The organism is Mycobacterium sp. SMC-18 (assembly GCF_045310895.1).
In the GTDB taxonomy this organism is placed as follows: domain Bacteria; phylum Actinomycetota; class Actinomycetes; order Mycobacteriales; family Mycobacteriaceae; genus Mycobacterium.
This window is the reverse complement of sequence record NZ_JBJIAL010000016.1, coordinates 96,769-114,845: the sequence shown is the minus strand read 5'-3', so window position 1 is coordinate 114,845 and position 18,077 is coordinate 96,769. Positions and strand designations below refer to the sequence as shown.

The window sequence follows — 18,077 nt, the reverse complement described above, 5'->3', positions numbered from 1 at the left end:
AGTCTAGAGGGTTATCAGGCCAGGTACGCCCAGCATGGCTGACCGGACTCCCCCTGGTCCGCCTTATAGGGTGGCCGGGTGCGCTGCGCCGAACCGAAACTGATGACGATCGCGGTGGCCGCACTCGCGGCGGCAAGCCTGTCCGCCTGTGGGTCGGGTGACTCCACCGCCTCCAAGACCCCCGAGCCGACCGCGCCGGCCGCCGCCAAGAAAACCGCCGCGCCGACCGTCGCCGCAGGTCCGAAGACCAGCGCGGCCCCGGCCGACCCCTGCGCCGTCAGCCTCACGGCGCCGGATATCGCCAAAGCGGTGTCGACGCTGCCGGCCGACCCGCGCAGCAAGCAGGGCTGGAGCCCCGAACCGCTGGCCGGGAACTACAACCAGTGCGCGCCACTGTCGGTGGTGATTGTGAAAGCGAACACCAACGCCGAACAGCCGAACACCCGCGCCGTGATGTTCCACCTGGGCCAGTTGATCCCGACCGGGGTGCCCGACACCTACGGGTTCAACGGCATCGACCTCGCCCAGACCACCGGCGACACCGTCGCCCTGAGCTACACCAACCCGGCCAGCGGGCTCAAGAGCATCGTGCGGTTCCACTGGAACGGCAACGGTGTCGAGCTGATCGGCAACACGCACTAGCTGCGCTCACCACGAAGACAATTGTGCCGAGGTGGGGTGGAGGTGCGAATTGACTGCCACAGCCGACGACTACTCGTGGTGGAAGACCTGGCGTCCCGACTGGGCTGAGGCGCACTGCCTGACGCTCGTCGGCGACATCACTGCGGCGGAGGTCGTCAACCGTCTCGGCGCCGACGTGCTGGATTCGGTGCAGGGCATCGATGCGCTCTACGAACTGGCTGTGGCCGATGAGGCCGGTGGTTTCGACCCTGGCCTCATCGGCGTGACCGAGATCGGCGGCGCGTGGACGCTGATTGCCGAGATCAACGGCTTCGTCGGGGTCACCGAGCGACTGATCGGACCCCTGTCCCCCGGCCGAACGATTGTTTCGCACTTCAGCAATATCAACGCGGTCCGCCGGTTCCATTGGTGGCGCGACGGGGAACTCGTGGTCGATTTCGACCTGTTGTTTCCGGCCGAGCGGTTCGGCGCCGATCCGGAGGCAGTACGTGACGATCTTGCTGCGATAGGCGTGCCGGTGGATGCCGACCCGGTGGAGATCGCCGGAATCGACTTGGGCGCGGCCGGTTTTGCGCTTGCCGAGCGTCTCACCGACGTACGGTGCACGCCGGACCTGTTCGAGCGCAGCAACTTCGCGGTGGCGCGGGTGGCGACACCCGGCACCGAGGAGGAGCAACGATACGGAGCTGCTCTCCGAACCTCGTGGCGCCACCCGGCGAGCTGGTGATTCCCGGTGCGGAGGCACCAACCTGCGGGAACCAGATGACGCCCGGCCGGATCAGGCCCTGAGCACCTTCTCCATGGCCTTGCCCTTGGCCAGTTCGTCGACCAGCTTGTCGAGGTAGCGGATTTTCTGCATCAACGGGTCCTCGACGTTCTCGACGCGGACGCCGCACACCAGACCGGTGATCAGGGTGGCATTCGGATTCAGTGTCGCCGCAGCGAAGAAGTCCTCGAACGTCGTCTCTGCTTTCAGGTGCTCGGCCAGGGTGGCCTGGTCGAATCCGGTCAGCCAGCAGATGACCTGGTCGAGTTCGGCGGACGTGCGCCCCTTCTTCGCCACCTTGTTGACGTAGTGGGGATAGACCGACGCGACGCTCGTGGTGAAAATCCTGCTCACTCCAGCCAAGGTAACCCCGGTCTGTCGGCGGGCTGCCATATGGTGGCGACGTGTTCCTCAGTCCGACCGATCACGCTGCGCCGGTCATCTACAGCGCATCGGATCTCGCGGCCGCGGCGCGCTGCGAGTACGCGCTGCTGCGCCGGTTCAACGGGCTGCTGGGCTGGGGACCGAAGGCCGTCGTGGACGACGACCTGCTGGCCCGCACCGCAGAACTGGGCGACGCGCATGAGCAGCGGCATCTGGAACAGCTGCGGGAGGCGTCCGGCGACAACGTCACGATGATCGGCCGGCCGCGACCGTACACCGTCGCCGGCCTGCTGGCCGCGGCCGAAGCCACCCGCGCTGCCGTCGACCGCCGGGCACCGGTGATCTATCAGGCCGCGATGTTCGACGGCCGTTTCCTGGGATTCGCCGACTTCCTGATCCTGGAGGACGGCCGCTACCGCCTGCGGGACACGAAACTGGCCCGGTCGGTGAAGGTCGAGGCGCTCCTGCAGTTGGCGGCCTACGCAGACGCGCTGACACAGGCCGGCGTGCCGGTGGCCCCCGAGGTTGACCTGGTGCTCGGTGACGGCACCATCGCCAGTTATCCGGTGGCCGAGCTGCTTCCGGTCTACCTGCCGCGGCGCGCGGCGCTGCAGCGGCTGCTCGACGAGCACCGCACCGGTGGAACACCGGTGTCCTGGGAGACGCCGACGCTGCGGGCCTGCCACCAGTGCGAGGACTGCGAAGTCGAAGTCCGCGAGCGGGACGACCTGCTGCTGGTGGCCGGGATGCGGGTGAGCCAGCGGGCCCGGCTGCTCGACGCCGGCATCACCACCATGCACCAGCTGGCCGAGCACAGCGGCGCGGTGCCGGGGCTCTCGTCGCGCATCGTGGCCAATCTCGTCGGGCAGGCGCGGCTGCAGGTCGCGCCGCCGATCGACGACAAGCCGCAGTTCGAGGTCATCGACCCACAGCCACTCACCGCGCTGCCCGAACCCGACCGCGGCGACCTGTTCTTCGACTACGAAGGCGACCCGCTGTGGACCGAGAACGGCCGGGACTGGGGCCTGGAATACCTGTGGGGCACCCTGACCGCGACGGGACAGTTCCACCCGTTGTGGGCGCACGACCGGACCAGTGAACGGCAGGCGCTCATCGATTTCCTGGCGCTGGTACGCAAGCAACGCAAGCGGTACCCGAACATGCACATCTACCACTACGCGGCCTACGAGAAGAGCACGCTGCTGCGGCTGTCCGGGCGCTACGGCGTCGGCGAGGCCGAGGTGGACGAGTTGCTGCGCAGCGGTGTGCTGGTCGACCTGCTGCCGTTGGTGCGCAAGAGTATTCGCGTCGGGACCGAGAGCTACAGCATCAAGTACCTGGAGCCGCTGTACATGGGCGGTGAGCTGCGTGTCGGTGAGGTCACCAAGGCCACCGACTCCATCACGCAGTACGCGCGCTACACCGAACTCGAGGCGGCCGGCGAACACGAGGAAGCCGCGACCGTCCTCAAGGAGATCGAGGACTACAACCACTACGACTGCCGCTCCACGTTGCGGCTGCGCGAGTGGCTGCTCGGCGTGGCATGGGCCGCGGGCATCGCGCCGCGCGGCCCGGCAGTCGGTGGCCCCGCGCAACCGGAGGCGGCCGCGCCGGCCGACGACGCCACTCAGCGTGCGCTGGCGAAGTACGCGGGCGACGGCACCACGGCTCGCTCGGACAAGCAGCAGGCCGTCGCCATGATCGCGGCCGCCCGCGGGTACCACCAGCGCGAGGAAAAGCCGTTCTGGTGGGAGCATTTCGACCGGCTCAACAACCCGGTGGACGAATGGGCCGACTGCACAGACGTTTTCGTGTCCACGGCAACCCCGCACGTCGCCGTCGACTGGAACATTCCGCCCAAGGCCCGCAAGCCGCAGCGCCAGGTGTTGCTGCGCGGCGAGATCGCTGCCGGCTCGCTCCGGCCCGGCGCCGAGGTGTTCGCACTCTACGAGCCACCTTCTCCGGCAGGACTTTCCGATGATCCCGATGTCCGGGCCGCCGGTACCGCCACGGTGGTGGACTGCAACGAGGACGGCACCGAGGTGCTGATCGTGCACCGCACCGGCAAGGACGGCGACGAGTTCGGCCAACTGCCCTTCGCCCTGACGCCGGGTCCGCCGCCGAACACCAAACCGCTGCGGACCTCGATCGAGACGACGGCTGCCGAGCTCGCCGCCGGGTTGCCGTCGCTGCCGCCCAATGCGCCGCTCGACATCCTGCTGCGGTCCGCCCCGCGCACCCGGTCCACCGGCCCGCTCCCCCGCACCGGCGACGCAGCGCGCGATATCGTCGCCGCCCTGCGGGACTTGGACTCGTCGTACCTTGCGGTGCACGGCCCGCCGGGGACCGGGAAGACCTACACCGCCTCGAAGGTCATCGCCGACCTGGTCAACCTCGACCACTGGCGCATCGGCGTCGTGGCGCAGGCGCACGCCGTCGTGGAGAACGTGCTGAGCAGCGTGGTCAAGGCCGGGGTGGACGGCCGGGTCGTCGGCAAGAAGCGTGCCCCCGAGGGCGCACCGTTCAGCGACGTGCCGGACAACCAGTACGCGCGCTTCATCGAGGACAACAACGGCTGCGTGATCGGCGGCACCGCTTGGGATTTCGCCAACGACGGCCGAGTCCCGCGCGGCAGCCTGGATCTGCTCGTCATCGAGGAGGCCGGCCAGTTCAGCCTGGCCAACACCATTGCCGTCGCACCCGCGGCGAGCAATCTGCTGCTGCTCGGCGACCCGCAGCAGCTGCCGCAGGTCAGCCAGGGCACCCACCCCGAGCCGGTCGACGAGTCGGCGCTGAGCTGGCTGGTCGAGGGCCGCCACACCCTGCCCGCCGAACGCGGCTATTTCCTCGACGTGTCGTACCGGATGCACCCGGCGGTGTGCGCCCCGGTATCGGCACTGTCCTACGACAACCGGTTGCTGGCGGCCGAAAGTGTCAGCGGCGCACGGCGATTGGCCGGTATCGAACCCGGCGTGCACCTGATGACCGTCGAGCACGAGGGCAATGCGACCGACAGTCCCGAGGAGGCCGAGGCGATCATCACCGCCATCGGCGGCCTCGTGGGGAGGCAGTGGACCGACGAGGATGGCACGAAAACCCTTGGCCCCGAAGACGTTCTGATCGTGGCGCCGTACAACGCGCAGGTGGTGCTGCTGCGCGAGCGGATGGACGCGGCGGGCTACGGTGACGTCCAGGTGGGTACCGTCGACAAATTCCAGGGGCGGCAGGCCCCCGTGGTGTTCGTCTCGATGACGGCGTCGTCCATCGCCGAGGTGCCCCGCGGCATGGGCTTTCTGCTGAACCGCAACCGGCTCAACGTGGCGATCAGCCGCGCCAAATACGCTGCGTACGTGGTGCGCTCGGCGCTCTTGACCGACTACCTGCCGTCGACGCCGGACGGGATGATCGAACTCGGCGCGTTCCTGTCGGTGACGGCATGACCATGCCGCAGCCGGGCATACCGGTGCCGCCCGTTCACCACGTCTGGACCGCGGGACCGTCCGATCGTCGGCACTTCACGTGGCTCTCCACCCAGCGAGCCCTGACCCGGTGGCAGCTGTGGTTGATCATCGTCGTCGGCATCGGTTTTGTCTCAGCCGGCGCCGGGTCCATACCGGCGGCCATCGGCATCGCGGTCGTCCTGCTGCTGGTGTTCTTCGGGCTCATCACGGCAATGATCTGGTTCCGCAGCTATCGAGCCTTGGGCCACAACATGTTTCCCGGCGCGAAGTGGGCCTCCGGGTTCAACGACCAGGGGTTCATGCTGGCCACCCCGACCGGAACGGTGACGCTCGACTGGGGTTCGGTCATCGCGATCCGGCCCTCCGCCGCGATGGTGACCCTCCAGACCAAGACCGGCCGCATCGGCATCCCCGCGCCGCTCGTCCCGCCACCGGCTGTCGCATACGCCGCCGGCCAGATCGCCCGTCGACGGCCGGTGTCACGGCCATGACGCTCTTGGATCAGCTGGCATCGATCGTCGGCACCGGGTACGTCACGACCGATCCCGACGTGCTCGCCGGACGCGTCGTCGACCAGACCGGGCGCTACCGCGGCCAGGCCCAGGCGCTGGTCCGCCCCGGCGGCGAGGACGAGGTTGCCGCAGTGCTGCGCGCGTGCCGCGATGCGGGCGCCTGCGTCACGGTGCAGGGCGGGCGGACGTCACTCGTGGCCGGCACCGTTCCCGAGCACGACGACATCCTGCTCTCCACCGAACGGTTGTCGGCGGTCGGCGCTGTCGACACCGCGGAACGTCGCATCCGGGTCGGCGCCGGAGCGACCTGCGCCGCCGTACAGCACGCCGCGACCGCCGCGGGCCTGGTGTTCGGCGTCGACCTCGCGTCCCGCGATTCGGCGACCGTCGGTGGCATGGCGTCGACCAATGCCGGCGGCCTGCGGACCGTGCGCTACGGCAATATGCGCGAACAGGTTTTGGGCCTCGAGGTGGCGTTGCCCGACGGCACGCTGGTGCGGCGGCACAGCCAAGTGCGCAGCGACAACACCGGTTACGACCTGACCTCGTTGTTCGTCGGCGCGGAAGGCACGCTCGGGGTCATCACCGGCCTCGACCTACGGCTGCGCCCCGTCCCGCCCCATCGGGTGACCGCGGTGGCCGGGTTCGACGACCTCGACGCCCTGATCACCACCGGGCGACGGCTCCGGGACACCGACGGCATCGCGGCACTGGAACTGGTCGACGCGCGCGCCAGCGCCCTGACCGCGGAGCACCTCGGTGTGCACGCCGCCGTCGGCGGCGCCTGGCAGCTGCTGGTCGAAATCGCCGGTGACACCGACCAATCCGACATTCTGGCCGACGTGTTGGGCGATGCGGAGCTGACCCGAGAACCCGCGGTGGGCGTCGACGTCAGCGCACAGCAGCGGCTGTGGCAGGTCCGCGAAGCCATCGGCGAGGTGCTGGGCTGGTATGGCCCGCCACTGAAATTCGATGTGTCGCTGCCACTTTCCTCGGTCGCACGGTTTGCCCGTGCGGCGGTGGCGGTCACCGAAGCGCACGCGCCCGAGGCCATCCCCGTACTGTTCGGCCATATCGGCGAGGGCAACCTGCATCTGAACCTGGTGCGCTGCAACGTCTCCGGCGAAACCGAACGAGCCCTCTACACCGCGATGATGAACCTGATCGCCGACTGCGGTGGCAACGTCAGCTCCGAACACGGCGTCGGCACCCGCAAGCGCGACTACCTGACCATGTCGCGCACCGACGCCGACGTCGCGGCCATGCGCACGGTGAAGGCGGCGTTCGACCCGACCGGGTACCTCAACCCCGCGGTGCTGTTCCGCTGATCCGGTCCCAGAGGCTCCGGTAGCGTCAATATGGTGCGCCGATTCGCCGTGGTTGTTGCTCTCGGGCTGCCCTTGCTCGCGATCACCTCAGCACCCGACGGCCACGCCGCCCCGGCCTGCGGCACCACCGATCCGAGCCGCGCGCCCGCGGTCATCACCGGGTTCGACGGCTACGCCGCGGTGCACCTCTGCGACTACGCCGGGCCCAAGCACTACGGCTGGTCGTCGTACCGGTTCAAGACCGCCGGCGGCGTGCACTGCGAGCTGTACGACGGACCGAACTCGTGGCAGTACTACTCCAGCATCACGTGCTGGGGGACGCTGCCGGGCGTACCCGCGGACGTGACCCAGGTGGAAGTCGCGGCCGGCAGCGTGGCGAGTTTCGGCCAGGCCGATGTGAAGCAGAAGGAAACGCAAAACGGTGGCGTGCCCGTCGACCCGGCCAGTTACCGGGAGCTGGCACCCGGCCAGAAGATCGTCGTCCCCGGTGCAAAGGGCTCGGTCGACGAGAACGACGAAGTGTGCGCGACGGCGGGCGACGGCGCCCTCACCTGTGAAATCCAGAATCCCGGCGAGGCCTGGGGCCAGGACAGGAAGACCCACGGCTTCGTGCTGTCGGCGCAGGGTAGCCGCGTCTACTGAGCACGCGCAGAGACCGCCGCTGAGGCATCCGCGAGTGTGCGGACAGATCACAGATCTGCCGTTCCACGCGCGCTGATTGCACACTCGCATGGATTGGTGGCGATCCTGCGGCACGAGCGTGCGAAGAGATCACCGATTCAGCGATTTCGGCGATCTGACTGCACGCTCGCGAACCGATCTTGACTCACATCGAATGCAAACCGTAGACGCCTGGGTCGTCGGCCTCGTCGTCTTCGCGGTAATGCCGCCCCCGGCGCGGTGCCGAAGGCGCATCGGCCTTCATGACCTCCGGCCGACGCGGGCTGTGCCAGTGGTCGACGCGCATCGGGATAGGTGAGGTGCGCGGCTCGTCGGCGTCCTCGGACTCGTAGGGCGCGTAGTCGTCCTCGTAGTCCTCGTCGGGTTCGGCGGGCGCGTCGTACCAGTCCCACGGGTCGGAATCGTCCACGGCGTCGAACTCGGTGCGATCGACGGTGTATTCGACGTAGTCGTCGTCGTCGGGAAAGTAGTTGGGCTCGGGCGGTTCCGGCACGGAGGTCCGGGGCCGCACCAGCGGCGCCGCCGTCGCCTGACCCCGCAGGAACAGCGCGGCGACGACACCGAACAACGCGACGAACGCCGGCAGCAGCAGCGACTGCGACATCGCGGTGGCGAACGGTTCGTGCAGGAACGGCGGCAGGGTCACCGGTGTGCCTTCGCCGGCGACGGGCCGTCCGCCGGCCGGCATCTCGGCGCTGATCCGGGACGTCATGTAGGCAGCCATGCCGGCGCTGCCGAGTACCGAACCGACCTGCCGCGTCGCGTTGTAGACGCCGGATCCGGCGCCGGCCAGCCGCGGCGGCAGGTTGCGGGTGGCGGTGGCCGCCAAGGGCGACCAGATGAACGCCATGCCGATGCCCATGGCGATGAACGGCAGCACCAGCTGCCACAGCGGGGTATCGGGGGTCAGCCCGAACGACAGCCACGTCAGCCCGATCGCCAGCGCCGAAAAGCCCGATCCGACGATCGGCTGCGGCGGGTAGCGGTCGATGAGCTTGCCCACGAGCGGCGCGAGCATCCCGGACACCACCGCCATGGGCGCGGTGAGCAGAGCCGACTCCGTCGCGCTCAAGCCGAGGACGGCCTGGGCATGGAACATCACCGGCAGGATCATGGCGGTGACGCAGAAGCCGATGGTGGCCACGGCGACGTTGGACAGGCAGAAGTCGTTGTCGTGGAACACCGTGAGCGGGATCAGCGGCTCGTCCGGGTTGACCGACTGCCAGTACACGAAGGCGGCCATGAAGCCCAGGCCGGCGAGGATCACCAGCCAGATCCACCAGGCCCAGTCGTGGGTCTGCCCTTCCTGCAGGCCGAACACGATGCCGAACATGCCGACGCCCGACAGCACCACGCCGAGGATGTCGAAGCGGTGGCGCTCGGTCGGCAACTGCGGGACCAGCACCCAGGCCAGCGCCAGGCCGACGATGCCGATCGGCACGTTGACGAAGAAGATCCACTGCCAGCCGAGGTGGTCGACCAGGACGCCACCGGCCAGCGGGCCGACCAGCGTCGCCACCCCGGCCGTGGCGCCCCACACGCTCATGGCCGCGCCCCGGCGTTCGGGCGGGAAGATTCGCGTGATCGTGGACAGGGTCTGCGGCGTCAACAGCGCCGCGCCCAAACCCTGCACGACGCGTGCTGCGATCAGCATCCCGATACTGCCGGACAAACCGCACCACAACGACGCCAGCGTGAACACCGCCAGGCCCGTCAGGTACAGGTTGCGCGGCCCGAAGCGGTCACCGAGCCGGCCCGCGACGAGCAGCGGTACCGCATACGCCAGCAGATAGGCGCTGGTCACCCAGATGACACCGTCGTAGTCAGTGCCGAGCTTCTGCATGATGACGACGTTGGCGACGGCAACGATCGTGGAGTCGACCAGGATCATGAAGAAGCCGAACATCATGGCCCAGAGGGCATGCCACGGCCGACTCACTTGCGCAGCACTCACCGACGAACTCCGGCGGAAATCAACGTATGCATGCAGTGGGTATCAAGTCTGGTGGCCGGCCGATGTGCCGGTCTCGACTTCGACGCTACGGACAGTCGCGGATCCGAACAAGTCAGCAGTTCGGCGCCGCGACCACAGACCTAATGGCGGTGGCGTTCGTGTCCCGATTCGCCCTTGTCGCCGACGGCCAGCAGCGCGAACAGCGCGACCACGACGCCCGTCGTCATCACGCCCGCGAGCGCCAACTCACCGTTGCCCAGTGCGCCGACAAGTGGCGCCACTGCGGCGCCGAGCCCGAACTGGGCAGCACCCAGCGCGGCCGCCGCGGTGCCGGCAGCATCCGGGTGACGAGCCAGCGCGACAGCAGGTGTGTTCGGAATCACGAGCCCCATCGCGGCCAGCATCGCCCACACCGGAATCAGGAAACCGGCCAGCCCGCCCACATGCAGGACGGCCAGCGCGACGAACACCAGGCCGAACACCGACGCGGCGATCAGGGCGACCACAGCGATCTTCTGCGGCTCGAACCGGCGCAGCAGCACGACGTTGAACTGCGTGGAACCGATCAGCGCGATGGCACCGGCCGCGAATACCAAGGCGAACGTCTGCTGATCCAGGCCGTAGCGGCCCTGGAGCACGAAGGCAGCACCGGCGATGTACGCGAACAGGCCCGACATGCCCAGGGCACCGACGAGGACCAGCACCACGAAACGGATATCGCTCAGCACCTCGACGTAAGTCCGCAGGATGGCGCGCAGTTGCAGCGGGCGCCGGTCGGCGACGGCGAGGGTCTCGGGCAGGGCCAGCACCGCGACCGCCAGGATCGCGCCGCCCAGCACGGCGAGCGCGGCGAACACCCAGTGCCACGAACCGCGCAGCAGCACGGCCGCGCCCAGCGACGGCGCCAGCACCGGCGCCACGCCCAGGACCAGGATCAACCGCGACATCACGACGGCCGCGACCGACTCTTCGAACAGGTCACTCACGACAGCGACGGCCACTACAGATGCCGCGGCGGCACCCACACCCTGCAACGCGCGGGCGATGCCCAGCACCTCGATGTTCGGCGCGAACAGGCACAGCAGCGAGGCCGCCATGTGCAGCAGGATGCCGGCGACCAGCGGGCGCCGACGGCCCAGCGCGTCCGACAGCGGACCGACGATCAGCTGGCCGAGGGCCAGGCCGCCCAGCGTCCCGGTCAGCGTCAGCTGCGCGACCGACGACGACAACCCCAGCTCAGAGGCGATGCGGGGCAGCGCCGGCAGGTACATGTCGATGGTCAGCGGGCCGAGTGCGACCAACAGGCCCAGCACCACGATCATCCGGGTACGGCTCGGCGCCGGACGTACTTCCGGGGCCTCGGCGGGCACGCCACTATCGGTCGCGTCGCCTACCGCTGTCAGATCCACAAGGGGCGATGCTGCCATGAATATGGTTAGCAATGCATACCGGTTTTTTCTTCCCGGCAAATCGGCAGCATTCAGATGTGATCGCCGGCTCAGCTGGTGCCGGGCACTCAGATGGCACGCCGATCGTTGACCACGCGTTAGCCTGAATTCCTGTGTACGGAGATGGAGAGGCCGGCCGATGAGTGCTCGCTCCAGCATGAAGGGGCAGTTGCCTGTGAAGCATGACGCCCACACCGAGAACCCTGGCGCTGCCGCCAAGGCGCTCTCGCACATCCTCGAGGGCGGGGCCCGGGTGCAGGCGCCGGCTGTGGCCGCCTACGTGAACCGGCTACGGGAGCACAACCCCGGTGCCACCCCGGCCGAGATCATCACCAAGCTCGAGAAGCACTACATGGCCGCGACCATGGCCAGCGGTGCCGCCGTCGGATCGGCCGCGGCCTTCCCCGGCATTGGCACGCTCGTCGCGATGTCGGCGGTCGCCGGTGAGACCGTGGTGTTCCTCGAAGCGACCGCGGTGTTCGCCCTCGCGGTGGCCGAAGTGCACGGCATCCCGGTCACCGAGCGGGAGCGTCGTCGCGCGCTGGTGCTCGCCGTTCTCGTCGGCGATGAAGGCAAGCACGCCATCGGAGACTTGCTCGGCACCGGCCGCACCAGCGGCGCGTGGCTGGCCGACGGCGCGGCGACCGTACCGCTACCGGCTGTCTCGCAATTGAATTCGCGGCTGCTGAAGTTCTTCGTGAAGAAGTACACACTCAAGCGCGGCGCCATCGCCTTCGGCAAGCTGCTGCCGGTGGGCGTCGGCGCGGTGATCGGCGGCGTCGGCAACCGGTTGATGAGCAAGAAGATCATCGAGAACGCCCGCGCGGCGTTCGGGCCCGCCCCCGCGCGGTGGCGCCAGACGCTGCTCGTGCTGCCGGAGGCGCGGGATAGCAAACCCTCCGCAGATTGATCCACCAATAGGTGGGCTTCCGCCGTCCGCGGAATCGGCCGACGGGTTAGCCTTAGGCGGCACGGGGGCGGGCGACCGCCAACACAACAGAGGGCGGGTACGCCGGGCTGAGGTCCGGCGCTCGTCGGACAGAAGGAAACGAGGCGAATAGCGGCCGTGAGCACATCACCTTCACCATTCGGTCAGAACGAGTGGCTGGTCGAAGAGATGTATCGCAAATTCCGTGAGGACCCGTCCTCGGTGGACCCGAGTTGGCACGACTTCCTTCGTGACTACAACCCCGAACCCATCACGGACACAACGGATTCCGTAACCGTGGCAACCCCCGCGCCCGCCGCCGCACCCGCGGCTCCGGCGGCCGCGCCGGCTCCCGCCGCGGCCCCTGCCGCTCCGGCTGCCCCGGCCGCCGCGCCTGCCAAGGCCGCCCCTGCCAAGGCTGCCCCCGCCAAGGCCGCCGCCGGACCCGCGCCCGCAGAGGACTCCGAGACGCAGACACTGCGCGGCGCCGCGGCCGCCGTCGTCAAGAACATGAACGCGTCGCTGGACGTGCCGACCGCCACGAGCGTGCGCGCCATCCCCGCGAAGCTGATGATCGACAACCGCGTCGTCATCAACAACCACCTCAAGCGCACCCGCGGCGGCAAGATCAGCTTCACCCACCTGCTGGGCTACGCGATCGTCCAGGCCGTCAAGCAGTTCCCGAACATGAACCGGTACTTCGCCGAGGTCGACGGCAAGCCGACGGCCGTCACACCGGCGCACACCAACCTCGGTCTGGCCATCGACCTGCAGAACAAGGACGGTTCGCGCCAGCTCGTCGTCGCGGCCATCAAGCGTTGCGAGACAATGCAATTCGGCCAGTTCATCGCCGCGTACGAAGACATCGTCCGGCGCGCCCGCGACGGCAAGCTGACCGCCGAGGACTTCAGCGGCGTCACCATCTCGCTGACCAACCCGGGCACCATCGGCACCGTGCACTCGGTGCCGCGCCTGATGCGCGGCCAGGGCGCCATCATCGGCGCCGGCGCCATGGAGTACCCGGCCGAGTTCCAGGGCGCGAGCGAAGAGCGCATCGCCGAGCTCGGCGTCGGCAAGCTCATCACCCTGACGTCGACCTACGACCACCGCATCATCCAGGGCGCCGAGTCCGGTGACTTCCTGCGCACCGTGCACCACCTGCTGCTCGACGACGACTTCTACGACGAGATCTTCCGCGAGCTGGGCATCCCCTACGAGCCGGTGCGCTGGCGGATCGACAACCCGGACTCGATCGCCCACAAGAACGCCCGCATCATCGAGCTGATCGCGGCCTACCGCAACCGCGGCCATCTGATGGCCGACATCGACCCGCTGCGGCTGGACAAGACCCGCTTCCGCAGCCACCCCGACCTCGACGTCAACACCCACGGCCTGACGCTGTGGGACCTGGACCGCGAGTTCAAGGTCGACGGCTTCGCCGGCAAGCAGTTCATGAAGCTGCGCGATGTGCTGTCGGTGCTGCGCGACGCCTACTGCCGCCACGTCGGTGTCGAGTACACCCACATCCTCGAACCCGAGCAGCAGAAGTGGCTGCAGGAGCGCGTCGAGGTCAAGCACGACAAGCCCACGGTCGGTGAGCAGAAGTACATCCTGTCCAAGCTCAACGCCGCCGAGGCCTTCGAGACCTTCCTGCACACCAAATACGTTGGGCAGAAACGCTTCTCGCTGGAAGGCGCGGAGGCCGTCATCCCGATGATGGACGCCGCCATCGACCAGGCGGCCGAACACAACCTCGACGAAGTGGTCATCGGCATGCCGCACCGCGGCCGCCTCAACGTGCTGGCCAACATCGTCGGCAAGCCGTACTCGAAGATCTTCAGCGAGTTCGAGGGCAACCTGAACCCGGCGCTGGCGCACGGCTCCGGCGACGTCAAGTACCACCTCGGCGCCACCGGCCACTACCTGCAGATGTTCGGCGACAACGAGATCGACGTGTCGCTGGTCGCCAACCCCAGCCACCTCGAGGCCGTCGACCCGGTTCTGGAGGGCCTGGTCCGCGCCAAGCAGGACCTGCTCGTCGGCGACGAGCACGACGACAGCGACGCCCACGGCCGCTTCTCGATCATGCCGATGATGCTGCACGGCGACGCCGCGTTCGCCGGCCAGGGCGTGGTCGCCGAGACCCTCAACCTGGCGCTGCTCAAGGGCTACCGCACCGGCGGCACCGTCCACATCATCGTGAACAACCAAATCGGATTCACCACGGCGCCAACGGATTCACGCTCCAGCGAGTACTGCACCGACGTGGCGAAGATGATCGGCGCGCCGATCTTCCACGTCAACGGCGACGACCCCGAGGCCTGCGCCTGGGTCGCCCGCCTCGCCGTCGACTTCCGTGAGGCGTTCAAGAAGGACGTCGTCATCGACATGCTGTGCTACCGCCGCCGCGGTCACAACGAGGGCGACGACCCGTCGATGACCCAGCCGTACATGTACGACGTCATCGACACCAAGCGTGGCGTCCGCAAGACCTACACCGAAGCCCTCATCGGCCGTGGTGACATCTCCATGAAAGAGGCCGAAGACGCCCTGCGCGACTACCAGGGCCAGTTGGAGCGGGTCTTCAACGAGGTCCGCGAGCTCGAGAAGCACGAGCTCGCCCCCAGCGAGTCGGTGGAAACCGACCAGACCATCCCGCAGCGCCTGCTGACGGCGGTCGACAAGTCGCTGCTCGCCCGCATCGGCGACGCGCACCTGGCGGTGCCCGAGGGCTTCAACGTGCACCCGCGTGTCAAGCCGGTGCTGGAGAAGCGCCGCGAGATGGCCTACGAAGGCAAGATCGACTGGGCGTTCGCCGAGCTGCTCGCCCTGGGCTCGATGGTCGCCGAGGGCCGGCTGATCCGGTTCTCCGGACAGGACACGCAGCGCGGCACCTTCACGCAGCGGCACGCGGTGCTCATCGACCGCGTCACCGGCGAGGAGTTCATCCCGCTGCAACTGCTGGCCACCAACACCGACGGCACCCCGACCGGCGGCAAGCTGCTGATCTACAACTCGGCGCTGTCGGAGTTCGCCGCGGTGGGCTTCGAGTACGGCTACTCGGTGGGCAACCCTGACGCCATGGTGCTGTGGGAAGCCCAGTTCGGTGACTTCGTCAACGGCGCGCAGTCGATCATCGACGAGTTCATCAGCTCCGGCGAGGCCAAGTGGGGCCAGCTGTCCGACGTCGTGCTGCTGCTGCCGCACGGCCACGAGGGCCAGGGCCCGGACCACACGTCGGGCCGCATCGAGCGGTTCCTGCAGGTGTGCGCCGAAGGTTCGATGACGGTCGCCATGCCGTCGACCCCGGCCAACTACTTCCACCTGCTGCGCCGGCACGGTCTCGACGGCATCCACCGCCCGCTCATCGTCTTCACCCCGAAGTCCATGCTGCGCAACAAGGCCGCGGTCAGCGACATCAAGGACTTCACCGAGATCAAGTTCCGCTCGGTGCTCGAGGAGCCGACCTACGAAGACGGCGTCGGCGACCGGTCGAAGGTCACCCGGGTGCTGCTCACCAGCGGCAAGCTGTACTACGAGCTGGTGGCCCGCAAGGCCAAGGACAAGCGCGATGACATCGCGATCGTGCGCATCGAGCAGCTGTACCCGCTGCCCAAGCGCCGGCTCAACGCCACGCTGGACCAGTACCCGAACGTGCAGCAGTACTTCTGGGTGCAAGAAGAGCCGGCCAACCAGGGCGCCTGGCCGACCTTCGGCCTGAGCCTGCCCGAATTGCTGCCCGAGAAGCTGACCGGCATCAAGCGCATCTCCCGCCGGGCCATGAGCGCGCCGTCGTCGGGCAGCTCGAAGGTGCACGCCATCGAGCAGCAGGCGATCATCGACGAGGCGTTCGCCCCGTAGCGTCGAACCTGAGCTTGGGTGCGAACTTCCGCCGGAATTTCGCACCCAAGCTCATTTTCGGCTGAGTATGGGCTCGCTTGTGGGCCAATGCAGCGCCGGCCACCGCAACACGGTCGGCATCGAATCCCGCCGGCGGGCCGGACAGCCCCAGCAGTGCCTGCAGCAGCGTGTCCTCGGCATCGGCCAGCGCACTCCGGGTGAGGTCCGACGGCTCGGCCCCCACTCGACCGGGTCGCCGCTGTGGTCCCGCGGCCCAGGGCCGTACCACGTCATCGCCGACTCGTCCGACAGCCGACCTGATTGCGGCCAACTCCCGAGCCAGCACGCTGGGCGCCGGGTAGGCGCCGTCGCGTTCCAGCATGACGGCGGGTAGCACGGTTCGGCTCGCGAGCTCGGCGAGCAGGTCCAGGATCGGCTCGGCGACGTCGGCGGTGTGGGTGTCGTGCCAGATGCCGTCGCGCAAGGCTCCCCCGGCGACGTGGACGTAGGCGATCCGATCCAACGGCAACGTATCGAGCGCAGCGATCGGATCGGCGCCGAAGTTGACGGCGGACGTGTACAGGTTGGCCACGTCCAGCAGCAGGAGCGCGCCCGTGCGCTCGATGATCTCGCACAGGAACTGCGCTTCGGTGAACTCGTCGTCGGGCCAGGACACGACGGACGCCACGTGTTCGAGGGCCAGCGGGACGGCCAACGCGTCCTGAGCGATCCGGACGTTGGCCACGACGACGTCGAGCGCGGCACGGCTGCGCGGCACCGGCAGGAGATGCCCGGCTTCGCGGTTTCCGGCACGCACGAAGGCGATGTGCTCGCTGACCAACGGGGCACCCAGGGCCGCCGCACACGCGCCGAGGTGCTCGAGCCGGGCGGGGTCGGGCCGCTCCGCACCGCCCAACGAGAGCGAAATTCCATGTGGCACAACGGGAATTCCGCGACTACGGACCGCCTCCAGCGAAGCCGGCAGGGCGCCGGGCCGGATGCCTTCGGCGATCACCTCCATGAACTCGACACCGGGCAGTCGCTCGATGGTGAGGTCGATCTCGGGCCGCCAGCCGATACCGACGGCAGGCCCGGGAGCTCCGGTGGTCATCCGCCGCACCCGCCGCAGCCGCCACAGCCACCGCCGCCACATCCCCCACCACCACCGCCGCAGCTGCTGCCGCTGCCGCAACCGCCGCCGCCCGTGACACCGACGCTGCCGAGCAACGAGGTACGCAGATCGTCGTCGGTCAGCGCGACGAAACCGAGCAGCGCGACGCCGACAACCTGTGCCTGACGGGCCGCGTCGGTGCGTCCGGTCTCCGCCGCAGGCTCGGCCAGGGCCACCCCGGACTCATACCGGTTGCGCATGCCCTGCAGGGCGAGTTGCCCTTCGGCGGACGGGCGGTGTGCCGCATCGGCAAGGAAAGCGCGCACCAGGACGAGTGTCGACAGACCGGTTGCCACCAGGAAAACGAACAGCAGAATGACCTTGTGGTGCAGCTCGATGCCGTTGATCAACCGGAGCACACCGACGACCCACACCGCGCACGGCAGCAGCGCACACGCCCGCAGGACGGTGGTCGACCCGCTGTCCAGAAGCAGGCCCCGGGCACGCAACCGCTCACCGATCGCCACGATCCGGGGATGCTTGCGCAGCCGCTTCATCGCCGTCCTCCGGCGGTGCGTGGCGGACACACCGTCGGCCACGGCAGCGTCCACATCGTCGATCAGCGTGGCGCCGGCGGCGACGGTGAGCGTGCCGCCGCGGGAAACCAGAAGCCGGTCGCTCAAGGCCAGGTTCGCGATCGCCGTGCTGACGGTACGGCCCGGCCCGCCGGCCAGATACGCGGTCTCATAAGGGTCCAGCAGCGGCCGCGGATTCGCGGCAGCGGTTTCCGCCGTTCCCGAGTGCGTCAACACGGCCCGGAAGCCGTACATCAACGCCAGCGCAAGCAGATACGTGACGAGATAGACGCCCAGAAACTGCGGTCCGGTCAGGCCCCACGATGCTGTCATCGGAATCAACTCCCTGCCGTCGGGTCGAAGAAGAGAAGCAATGCAGCGAGCGTCGCGGCAGGGGCGGCGTGCGTCGATGAAAATGGGCCCGCACCGGCCATTTCCTAGCATGAT

13 protein-coding genes are annotated in these 18,077 nt (G+C 68.5%); 8 read left to right on the top strand and 5 right to left on the bottom strand.

Annotated features, from left to right (window positions below; genetic code table 11):
- Positions 1 to 102 precede the first annotated feature (102 nt).
- Both ACJH6J_RS16405 and ACJH6J_RS16400 read left to right on the top strand, forming a co-directional pair.
- The gene (locus ACJH6J_RS16405) at positions 103 to 642 is read left to right on the top strand and encodes an LppP/LprE family lipoprotein (protein ID WP_212812598.1); all 540 of its coding nucleotides are present in this window, start codon (positions 103 to 105) and stop codon (positions 640 to 642) included.
- A 49-nt stretch (positions 643 to 691) separates the two neighbouring features.
- The gene (locus tag ACJH6J_RS16400) at positions 692 to 1,369 is read left to right on the top strand and encodes a DUF6461 domain-containing protein (protein ID WP_212812599.1); all 678 of its coding nucleotides are present in this window, start codon (positions 692 to 694) and stop codon (positions 1,367 to 1,369) included.
- A gap of 51 nt (positions 1,370 to 1,420) precedes the next feature.
- On the opposite strand, the gene ACJH6J_RS16395 is transcribed toward ACJH6J_RS16400, so the two are convergent.
- Positions 1,421 to 1,801 (bottom strand): DUF2200 domain-containing protein, encoded by a 381-nt coding sequence (locus ACJH6J_RS16395; protein WP_212812600.1) that lies wholly within the window; start codon positions 1,799 to 1,801, stop codon positions 1,421 to 1,423.
- 11 nt (positions 1,802 to 1,812) lie between these two features.
- On the opposite strand from ACJH6J_RS16395, the gene ACJH6J_RS16390 reads away from it, so the two are divergent.
- The 4 genes from ACJH6J_RS16390 to ACJH6J_RS16375 are packed head-to-tail and all read left to right on the top strand — an operon-like array spanning position 1,813 to position 7,735.
- The gene (locus ACJH6J_RS16390) at positions 1,813 to 5,232 is read left to right on the top strand and encodes a TM0106 family RecB-like putative nuclease (protein WP_212812601.1); all 3,420 of its coding nucleotides are present in this window, start codon (positions 1,813 to 1,815) and stop codon (positions 5,230 to 5,232) included.
- Positions 5,229 to 5,744 carry a hypothetical protein gene (locus ACJH6J_RS16385; protein WP_212812602.1) on the top strand — a complete coding sequence of 172 codons (516 nt, stop codon included), beginning with the start codon at positions 5,229 to 5,231 and terminating at the stop codon, positions 5,742 to 5,744. Before ACJH6J_RS16390 ends, ACJH6J_RS16385 begins: the two co-directional genes overlap by 4 nt.
- On the top strand, positions 5,741 to 7,093 hold the full coding sequence (locus tag ACJH6J_RS16380) for an FAD-binding oxidoreductase (protein WP_212812603.1): 1,353 nt from the start codon (positions 5,741 to 5,743) through the stop codon (positions 7,091 to 7,093). Before ACJH6J_RS16385 ends, ACJH6J_RS16380 begins: the two co-directional genes overlap by 4 nt.
- Before the next feature lie 33 nt (positions 7,094 to 7,126).
- On the top strand, positions 7,127 to 7,735 hold the full coding sequence (locus ACJH6J_RS16375; protein ID WP_212812604.1) for a hypothetical protein: 609 nt from the start codon (positions 7,127 to 7,129) through the stop codon (positions 7,733 to 7,735).
- Between the two features lie 184 nt (positions 7,736 to 7,919).
- Here ACJH6J_RS16375 and ACJH6J_RS16370 read toward each other — a convergent pair whose 3' ends face one another.
- On the bottom strand, positions 7,920 to 9,683 hold the full coding sequence (locus ACJH6J_RS16370) for an MFS transporter (protein WP_212814931.1): 1,764 nt from the start codon (positions 9,681 to 9,683) through the stop codon (positions 7,920 to 7,922).
- Between the two features lie 185 nt (positions 9,684 to 9,868).
- Entirely contained in the window at positions 9,869 to 11,155 is a 1,287-nt protein-coding gene (locus tag ACJH6J_RS16365; RefSeq protein ID WP_371824521.1) for a multidrug effflux MFS transporter, read from the bottom strand.
- A 160-nt stretch (positions 11,156 to 11,315) separates the two neighbouring features.
- Between ACJH6J_RS16365 and ACJH6J_RS16360 the strand changes: the two genes are divergently transcribed.
- Positions 11,316 to 12,086: a hypothetical protein gene (locus ACJH6J_RS16360; RefSeq protein WP_212812605.1), complete on the top strand. Its 771-nt coding sequence runs from the start codon at positions 11,316 to 11,318 to the stop codon at positions 12,084 to 12,086.
- A gap of 207 nt (positions 12,087 to 12,293) precedes the next feature.
- Positions 12,294 to 15,965 (top strand): multifunctional oxoglutarate decarboxylase/oxoglutarate dehydrogenase thiamine pyrophosphate-binding subunit/dihydrolipoyllysine-residue succinyltransferase subunit, encoded by a 3,672-nt coding sequence (locus ACJH6J_RS16355; protein WP_406775653.1) that lies wholly within the window; start codon positions 12,294 to 12,296, stop codon positions 15,963 to 15,965.
- Here the strand turns inward: ACJH6J_RS16355 and ACJH6J_RS16350 are convergent.
- Together ACJH6J_RS16350 and ACJH6J_RS16345 are read right to left on the bottom strand one after the other, a co-directional pair.
- Entirely contained in the window at positions 15,940 to 17,055 is a 1,116-nt protein-coding gene (locus tag ACJH6J_RS16350; RefSeq protein ID WP_406775651.1) for a DUF692 domain-containing protein, read from the bottom strand. The two genes, ACJH6J_RS16355 and ACJH6J_RS16350, sit on opposite strands and share 26 nt — an antisense overlap.
- Complete coding sequence (locus ACJH6J_RS16345; RefSeq protein ID WP_406775652.1) at positions 17,052 to 17,963, bottom strand: TIGR04222 domain-containing membrane protein; 912 nt, start codon at positions 17,961 to 17,963, stop codon at positions 17,052 to 17,054. Before ACJH6J_RS16345 ends, ACJH6J_RS16350 begins: the two co-directional genes overlap by 4 nt.
- Positions 17,964 to 18,077 lie beyond the last annotated feature (114 nt).